Raw genomic sequence first — 8,330 nt, forward strand, 5'->3', positions numbered from 1 at the left:
GCCGCGGGCTGCCGGACGCTCGCCTTCTGGGCGCAGGGCTACGGCACCTGGGGCAGCAGCGACGGCAACGGCAACGCGGCCGGCCTGTCGCACGACACCGGCGGCCTCCTGGTCGGCGCCGACCTGCCGGCGTTCGAGACCTGGCGACTCGGCGTCATGGCCGGCTACGGCCACGCGACCTACGGCGTGTCGGACCGCAACGCCTCGGGCCGCTCGGACAACTACAGCGTCGGCCTCTACGGCGGCACCCAGATCGGCGCACTGGGGGTACGGCTCGGCACCGCCTACACGTTCAGCGACGTGACGACCAACCGCACCGTCGCCGTCTCCGGCTTCTACGACACCCCGACCGGCCGCTACGACGCCTACACGGCCCAGGCCTTCGCCGACGTCGGCTATCAGGTCGTCGCCGGCCGGATGGCGTTCGAGCCGTTCGCCGGGCTCGCCCATGTGAAGGTCGGCACCGAGCGGTTCACCGAACAGGGCGGCCTCGCGGCGCTGACCAGCAGCGGCGTGACGCCCGACGTCACCGTCTCGACGCTCGGCCTGCGGGCGGCGACCGACTTTTCGGTCGGCGCCACCGCGCTGACCGCCACGGGGACGCTCGGCTGGCGACACGCCTTCGGTGACGTCGGCCCGATCTCGACGGTCTCGTTGCAGGGCTCCGCCCCGTTCGCCGTCGCCGGCCTGCCGATCGCCCGCGACGTAGCGATCGTCGAGGCGGGGCTGTCGAGCGCCGTCGCGGCGAACACCGTGCTCGGCCTCTCCTACACGGGCCAGTTCGGCGACGGCACGCAGAGCCAGGGCGTCCGCGGCAGCTTTTCCATGCGGTTCTGATACAGGAGGCCGGCGGGGCGGCGCGAGCCGCTCAGGCCGACTGGCGCAGGGTCCGGGCAAATCCCCAGGCGGCGAGGCCGGCGAGCGCCGTCGACATCACCACGTTCCAGCCGGCGAGCGACAGGCCGAGGAAGCGGAACATCACCACGTCGCAGCGGATCACCGAGGTGGTCTGCATCTGCTGCAAAAGGCTGCCGGCAGTGCCGAACGCCTTGATCTCGCCGGAGCAGTCGCTCGGTCCCGGCCAAAAACCCCATTCGACGCCGGCGTGGTAGCCGCCGATCCCGGCCGCCGTCAGCATGGCCAGCGCGAGCAGCCCGAAGCCGGCGGCGACGAGGCCGCGCGGCGCCCGACGTTGCACCGCCATCGCCACGATCAGCGCGATCGGGACGGCGGCGTAATGCGGGATGCGCTGCTCCAGGCACAGCGGACAGGGCGGGATGCCGACGACGTGCTGGAACACCTGCGCGCCGAGCACGATCGCGGTCGAGGCGGCAGCGAGCAGCAGGGCGGCGATCGCCGCGGGCGGCCAGCGCCGGGTGGGGGTCGCAGTGGCCATGCCGGCCTCCGGGGCATCGATCGCGTCGGTCTGGGCGCTCATGGCGGGCTCGTTCGGGCGGCTCGTCGGTGTCGGGGATGCCGCGCCCGAGCGGGCCACGGCCGTCGCCCGGCAGAGCCGGACGGCGGCTTGTGTGCCGGCTTTTCGGCCAAGGCAAGGCAGCCGCGCGACGGCGCGCAAAGCCGGACCGGCTCGCGCGATGCGCGGTCCCGCCCTTTCAGCTCGTCGCGCCCGGCCCCTTGGCACCCTGGCGTCCGGGGAAGCCGCAGACCGGCATGCCGCCGAGCGCCGCGAATCCGCCGGCCCCGAAGAACGGGTTGGCGGCCAGCAGCGGGTTCGCCGACAGGAACGGATTCGCGGCGAAGAACGGATTGGCCGACAGCAACGGGTCGGCCGCGACCAAGGGGTTCATGGCGAGGAGCGGCGCCCAGGTCGACTGGACGACCTGCATCCACAGGGCGAACGGGTTGCCGCCCTCCAGCGCCTGGCCGAACGCCTCGAAGGACGGCGTCGCGGTGAGATTGATCGACAGGCGCTCGCCGCTTCCGTCCGGCAGCGTGCCGTGCACCACCTCGATCTCCAGGTTCGGAAGCTGCGCATGGGCCAAGACTGTGCCCTCGGCGACGGTGCCCTCGGCCCTCGGCGCGATGATCTCGCCGTCCTGAACGGTGCGGGTCTGCTCGGCCACGACGGCCTCCCTCGGTTGTGATCGCGACGAGCTAGCGATGCCCGAGCGCACCGGTCAAGCGGCTGGATCAATCGGCGCCGGCCAGGTCTTGTCGCCGAGCCCCGGCGTCCGGACCCGATGGCCCGGCGAGGAGCGCGGGATCGCTGTCGGCGATCACCTCGCGGACGACCGTGACGAACGCCTCGGCGAGGCGCGACGGCGGCCGGTGACGCGGCAGCACCAGCCGCCCCTTCACGGTCGCGGCGGGACGCAGCGGCCGCAGCACCAGGTCGCCGCTCGCCTCCCCCATCAGCCCGAGCCCGTCGAGCAGCGCGATGCCGGCGCCGGCCCGCACCATGGCGCAGGCGACGGTCGATTGCGTCACCTCGATCGCGACGGAGAGCGGCACGTCCGCCTCGGCGAACACCCGCATGGCGAGAAGGCCGAGCGGCAGCCCGCGGCCGAGGCAGATCAGCGGCTCGCCCACGAGATCGGCGGGCGTCACGGCGGGCTGTTGAGCCAGCGGATGGCCGGGCGGCATCACCGCCCCGAAGGCGGAGGCGCAGAGGTCCGACACCGAGACGCCCGGCACCGTGATGGTGTCGATGATGAAGCCGAGATCGGCGCGGTGATCCGCCACCCGGGTGGCGACCTCGAGCGCCCGGGTCGCCTCGAGGGTGACGACGGCGTCGGGCCGGGCCGCCCGGAAGCGCGCCACCGCCGGGGCGAGCAGCGTGTTGGCGAAGCCCGCGGTCGCGGCGATCGCCAGCACGCCGGCCGTGCCGGCTTTGAGGTCGGCGGCGCGGCGCTGCACCACGTCGAGCGCCGCGAAGGCGCCGACCGTGTCGGGAAACAGCGCCTGCGCCTCCGAGGTCGCGACCAGCCGCTTGCGGTGGCGCAGGAACAGCGGAAAGCCGAGCCGCTGCTCGGCCTGCTGCAGCATCCGGCTCACCGCCGGCTGCGAGACGTGCAGCGCCTCGGCGGCCGCCGTGATGCTGCCGAGCTCCATGATGCGACGAAAGACGTCCAGCTCCCGGAGCGACAGCATCATAACCCTCGAACATGATCGCTGCACTAAACGGCATTTGGAACACATGAGAGGCAGGACCACAATGATGTTCGGGTCCGTCGGGCGCATCCATTGTCCCGCCGCCATCCGCGTCGGGCGGACCCGCCCGAGCGCCCGTTGCGGGCGCGTCCTCGATGACGAGTCGAGCATGACCGGACCCACCATCGCGGCCGTCGACGCCTTCGCGCTGCGCATCCCCTTCGATCACTGGGCGCCGCCGCCGCAGTTCGCCGGGCGGGCGCGCACCACCCTCGACACCGTCCTGATCCGGGTGACGACCGACGACGGGCTGGTCGGCTGGGGCGAGGCCTATGGCAGCTTCTGGTCGGCCGTGACAGCGGCGATCGACGAATGGGTGGCGCCGCTGGCGCTCGGCCAGCGCGTCGACGACGCCGGCCTGCCGGAGCGGATCGAGCGGACGCTGCACAATCTCGGCCGCACCGGGCCGACCGTGCATGCGATCTCCGGACTCGACATCGCGCTGTGGGATCTGCGCGGCAAGCGCGCCGGCGTGCCGGTGGCGGAGCTGCTCGGCGGCCGCCGGCGCGACCGCGTGCCGGTCTACGCCTCGCTGCTGCAATACTACGGCGAAGCCGACCGGCTGCGCTTCGCCATCGACCGCGCGCTCGGCGCGGGCTTCTCGCAGATCAAGCTGCACGAGCGCACCGTCGCGGCGGTCGAGGCCGCGCGCGCCGCCGCCGGCCCCGACGTGCCGATCATGGTCGACACCAACTGCGCCTGGCGCCCCGACGAGGCGGCTGCCCCGGTCGCCGCGATGGCGCAATCGAACATCCTGTGGATCGAGGAGCCGATCTGGCCGCCGGAGAATTTCTCCGCGCTCGCCGACCTGCGGCACGCCACCGGCGTGCCGACCGCGATCGGCGAGAACGCCGGCAACGCCCTCGACTTCGAGAAGATGCGCGCCGCCGCCTGCGTCGATTTCGTCCAGCCGAGCGCGATAAAAATCGGCGGGCTGACGCCGCTGTGGCGCATCTGCACCGAGGCCGAGGACGCCGGCCTCACCTGCGTGCCGCATTCGCCGTTCTTCGGCCCCGGCTATCTCGCCACCATCCACGTGCTCGCCGCGAAGAAGCGCCCGAGCGCGCTCGAGCGCTTCTACTGCGATCTCGCCTGCGACCCGTGCGGCCGGTTCGTGCCGATCGAGGGCGGCCACGTCGCCGTGCCGACGGCACCCGGCCTCGGCGGCGATCCGGATCTCGAACTGATCACGAGATTTCTGGCGTGACGCGCCCCTGACCAAGAAGAGCGATAGCCCCCGGGAGAGAGACATGATCCAGACGAGCCGACGTGACATCCTCACCGGCCTGACGGCCCTCACCGCGGCGGGCCTGCTCGGCGGCCGGGCGCATGCGCAAACCTATCCGCAGCGGCCGATCAAGATCGTGGTGCCGTATGCGGCCGGCGGCGCCTCCGACATCGTGGCGCGCCTCGTCGCCGTGCCGATGGGCCAGGATCTCGGCCAGTCGCTCTATGTCGACAACCGCGGCGGCGGCGCGAGCCAGATCGGCACCCAGGCGATCGCCTCGTCGGCCCCGGACGGCTACGCCATCGGCGTCGTCGACAGTGCCTTCACGATCAATCCGAACCTGTTCGCCGGCAAGCTGCCCTACGACACGGTGCGCGACTTCACGCCGATCTCGCTGCTGGCGAGGACCTCGCTGGTGCTCGTCGTGCCGGCGAGCCTGCCGGTGTCGTCGGTGAAGGAGCTGATCGCGCTCGGCAAGGCGAAGCCCGGCTCGCTCACCATGGCGACGGCCGGCATCGGCACGGCCGTGCATCTCGGCTGCGAGCAGTTCCGCCAGGAGGCCGGGCTGGACGTGGTGTCGGTGCCGTATCGCGGCGGCGGACCGGCCATCATGGATCTGATCGCCGGCAAGGTGGACTTCAACTTCTCCACCATCCCGGCCGTACTGGAGCAGATCCGCACCGGCAAGCTGAAGGCGCTCGGCGTCACCACGGGCCGGGTCTCACACTTGCCCGACGTGCCCAGCATGGCCGAAGCCGGCCTGCCCAAGGTCGACGCGGCGCCGGACTTCGGCCTCGTCGGCCCGGCCGGGCTGCCGCCCGACATCCTCGCCAAGCTCGCGAAGGCCGCCCAGGCCGCGGTGCGCGACGCGGCGACCCGCAAGCGGATGGAGGAGATCGGCTATCAGCCGATCGGCTCGACCCCGGCCGAGTACGCCGCCCACATCGCGACCATGATCGACAAGTGGAAGCACATCATCGCGGTCGGCAACATCAAGCCGGAGTGAGCTGGCTCACGCCGCCCGTGTTCCGCGGCGCTCGCCGCGGCGCTCCGGGCCCTTGTAGCCCGGGTCGTCGCCGTCGCGGCGGTCGAGCGGGCCGGTGCGGACATTCACGAGGAAGCGGCGCACCTCGTCCTTGAGCTTGCCGCCCTCGGCGGCCAGCACGGTCGCCGAGTTGCGCACCTGCTCGGAGGCCGCCTCGGTGGCGCCGGCGCCGCGGCTGACCTCGCCGATGGTGCGGGCCACCTCGGCCGTGCCGGCGGAGGCCTGCTGGATGTTGCGCGCCACCTCGGCGGTGGCGGCGTGCTGCTCCTCGACGGCGGCCGCGATCGCCGCGGCGATCTCCGACATGTGCGCGATGGTGCCGCCGATCTCCTTGATGGCGACGACCGAGTCGTGCGTCGCCGCCTGGATGGCGGAGATCTGCGAGCCGATCTCGCCGGTCGCCTTGCTGGTCTGGGTGGCGAGCGCTTTGACCTCGTTCGCCACCACGGCGAAGCCCTTGCCGGCCTCGCCGGCCCGCGCCGCCTCGATGGTGGCGTTGAGGGCCAGGAGGTTGGTCTGCTCGGCGACCTCGCGGATCAGCTCGACGACGTCGCCGATGCGCGCGGCCGCGGCCGTCAACGTGGCGATGCGTTCGTCGGTGGTCTCGGCCTGACGCACCGCGGCGGCCGCGATCCGGGTCGAATCCTGCACCTGCCGGCTGATCTCGTTGACCGAGGCGGCCATCTCGGTGGTCGCGGTGGCGACGTTCTCGACATTCGCCGAGGCCTGCTCGGAGGCGGCGGCGACCGCGGTCGAGAGATGCTGGGTGGTCTCGGCCGTGCGGGTGAGGCTGCCGGAGGCGCCCTCCAGCTCGGTCGCGGCCTGCGACACGGTGTCGACGATCGCCCCGACCGCCGTCTCGAAGGCGTCGGCGATGCGGTGCACGGCTGTCTGGCGATCGACCGCGGCACGCTCGTCGGCGGCGCGCTGTTCGGCTTCCATGCGGGCGATGCGGTCGAGATTGTCCTTGAAGGCCTGCGCGGCGCGGGCGTTGTCGCCGACCTCGTCGCGCCGCGTCACATAGGGGATCGAGACCGAGCGGTCGCCGTCGGCGAGCGCCTGCAGGATGGCGCCGACCCGGCGGATCGGCCGGCCGATGGCGAAGGCGCCGAACACGGCGGAGCCGATCAGCACGAGCACGACGAAGCCGCCGGCCGCGGTGTTGATCAGCGTCGCCTCGGCGATGCTGCGCGCCGTCGCCTCCATCTCCTGCGCGGCGGCGGCGTTCGCGGTGTCGATGACGCCGGTGAGCAGCGCGTCGATGCGGGCGACGATCGGCACCAGCCGCTCCTTCAGGAGCGCGTCCTGCTCGGCGATGGTCGTGACGATCCGGGCCATCGTGTCGGTCAGGCCCGTGAGCGTCTCGGCGAGCGGGCCGACCGCCTCGGTCAGCGCCGCGACCGGGCTCGCCCGGCGGGTGCGGTCGAGCAGGTCGGCCGCCTCGCGGGCCTGCGCGGCGACGCGGTCGCCCTGCGCGGGCGCGCGCTGCTCGTCGAAGTCGAACGAGGCGATGCGCAAGGCGCCGACCGCCGCCGAGGCGGTGCCCAGCCGCGCCGCGAAGGCGCGCGCGTCGACGGCCTGCTCGGCGACCAGGTCGGCGGTGCGCTGCACGGCGTCGTCCCAAACGCCGGCGAGGCGACGGCGCTCGGCCCACAGGCCGACCAGGGCGCGCTGGCTCTCGACCAGCTCGGCCGCGCCGGTGAGATAATCGGCATAGAGCTCGCGGATCTTGTCGAGGGTGTCGCCACCGCCGGCGTCCTTGCTGCGCTCGGCGAGCTGGTCGAGCAGGGCGAAGCCGTCGCCCGACGAGCGCTCGAGCGCGTGCAGGGCGGTGTCGACGGCCGCCTCGTCGCGGGCGAGCTGGGCGTCGCGCGTGTAGGTCTGCATGCGCTCGAAATGCAGGCCGATCCGGCCGGCCTCCTGGGCCGCCTTCTGGCGGGCGTCGGCGGCGCCGGTCATCTGCAGGGTCGAGCGGCCGCCGAGGCCGGTGTTGACGATCATCCCGAGCACCAGCAGCACGCCGACGGCGGCCGAGAGCGCGAGCTTGGTGCCGATGCGGCGGGGCGGCCTGATCATGGAGTCCCGGAACAGGAGGCGCGGTGGCAGCACGAGCCTTCACGCACCCCGCCGATCTCCGGCGCGGAGAGACCGAGGGCGTCCGGCCGACGAGCCGAACCCGGGCGGAAGGTTCACGGGCACGACCGCCGGCGCGAGACGGGGGCAACCGCCGGCAGCATTTCCAATGCACGTCACGTTCCCCGATCCTCGGCACGGCCGCTTAAATTCGCGTTAAAGCGCGGATTTGGAAGAAATATTCCCGAGTCGCACGATCTGGCTATTTTTGCTAAATCTGTCCCGACCTGGAGGCACTACGTCACCGGGTTCGGTCCGGGACGCCCCCGTGTTGCGATGCGAGACGCCGATCGAGACGCGATGGCCGGCCCGACCATACGAAACGCCTCCGGCCGGCCGGCCCCGCGCTCCGGCGCGCCGCCATGGAGCAGCCGCGCCACCACCCCGGCCCCGCGCGTGCCATCCCGCCTGCCGGCACCGATCGCGGCGCGGCACCGCCCGCCCGGACGTCCGGCGCCGCTGTGGCCGACCATCGCCGCTCCCTTGAGCTTCCTGGCCGTCGCCGTCGCTGTCGCCGGGGTGATGACCGTGTGGATGAGCAGCCGGGCCCCGGCCCCGCCCAGACCCTCGGCGCCGGCCGAGCCGGAGCTGAGCGCCGCCGAGGCGGTGAAGCTGCGCTTCGTGCCGGAGCTGCTCGCCCTCGCCGTTCCCGACACGCCGGGCGCCGACTTCGCCGACCGCTTCGGCGGCGGTGCCGGGCTCGGGGCCGCCACGGGCGGCCCGGGCGGCCCGGTCTCGGCCTATGCGGCGATG

General features: G+C 73.0%; 7 protein-coding genes and 1 pseudogene. 4 read left to right on the forward strand and 4 right to left on the reverse strand.

All coding sequences use genetic code 11. From position 1 onward, the window contains the following. Window positions 1-837 (forward strand): autotransporter outer membrane beta-barrel domain-containing protein (locus tag CCR97_RS20385; RefSeq protein WP_201159787.1); only part of this gene is annotated, 837 nt, incomplete at its 5' end. 31 nt (window positions 838-868) lie between these two features. On the opposite strand, the gene CCR97_RS20390 is transcribed toward CCR97_RS20385, so the two are convergent. From CCR97_RS20390 to CCR97_RS20400, 3 genes are all read right to left on the reverse strand, one after another. Next, entirely contained in the window at window positions 869-1,396 is a 528-nt protein-coding gene (locus CCR97_RS20390) for a disulfide bond formation protein B (protein WP_420826088.1), read from the reverse strand. A gap of 217 nt (window positions 1,397-1,613) precedes the next feature. Next, complete coding sequence (locus tag CCR97_RS20395; RefSeq protein ID WP_111357940.1) at window positions 1,614-2,084, reverse strand: hypothetical protein; 471 nt, start codon at window positions 2,082-2,084, stop codon at window positions 1,614-1,616. 67 nt (window positions 2,085-2,151) lie between these two features. Then, entirely contained in the window at window positions 2,152-3,111 is a 960-nt protein-coding gene (locus CCR97_RS20400) for a LysR family transcriptional regulator (RefSeq protein ID WP_170145893.1), read from the reverse strand. A 169-nt stretch (window positions 3,112-3,280) separates the two neighbouring features. On the opposite strand from CCR97_RS20400, the gene CCR97_RS20405 reads away from it, so the two are divergent. Both CCR97_RS20405 and CCR97_RS20410 read left to right on the forward strand, forming a co-directional pair. Next, window positions 3,281-4,378, forward strand: coding sequence for a mandelate racemase/muconate lactonizing enzyme family protein (locus tag CCR97_RS20405; RefSeq protein ID WP_111357938.1), 1,098 nt, complete (start codon window positions 3,281-3,283; stop codon window positions 4,376-4,378). Window positions 4,379-4,421: 43 nt separating this feature from the next. Further along, entirely contained in the window at window positions 4,422-5,405 is a 984-nt protein-coding gene (locus CCR97_RS20410; RefSeq protein WP_111357937.1) for a Bug family tripartite tricarboxylate transporter substrate binding protein, read from the forward strand. A 6-nt stretch (window positions 5,406-5,411) separates the two neighbouring features. On the opposite strand, the gene CCR97_RS20415 is transcribed toward CCR97_RS20410, so the two are convergent. Then, window positions 5,412-7,520, reverse strand: a complete 2,109-nt coding sequence (locus CCR97_RS20415) for a methyl-accepting chemotaxis protein (RefSeq protein WP_201159788.1) — start codon at window positions 7,518-7,520, stop codon at window positions 5,412-5,414. A gap of 357 nt (window positions 7,521-7,877) precedes the next feature. Between CCR97_RS20415 and CCR97_RS20420 the strand changes: the two are divergent. Further along, a pseudogene (locus CCR97_RS20420) lies at window positions 7,878-8,330 on the forward strand (hypothetical protein); the annotation flags it as partial.

Origin of the sequence: Rhodoplanes elegans, assembly GCF_016653355.1 — a bacterium.
Lineage (GTDB): Bacteria > Pseudomonadota > Alphaproteobacteria > Rhizobiales > Xanthobacteraceae > Rhodoplanes > Rhodoplanes elegans.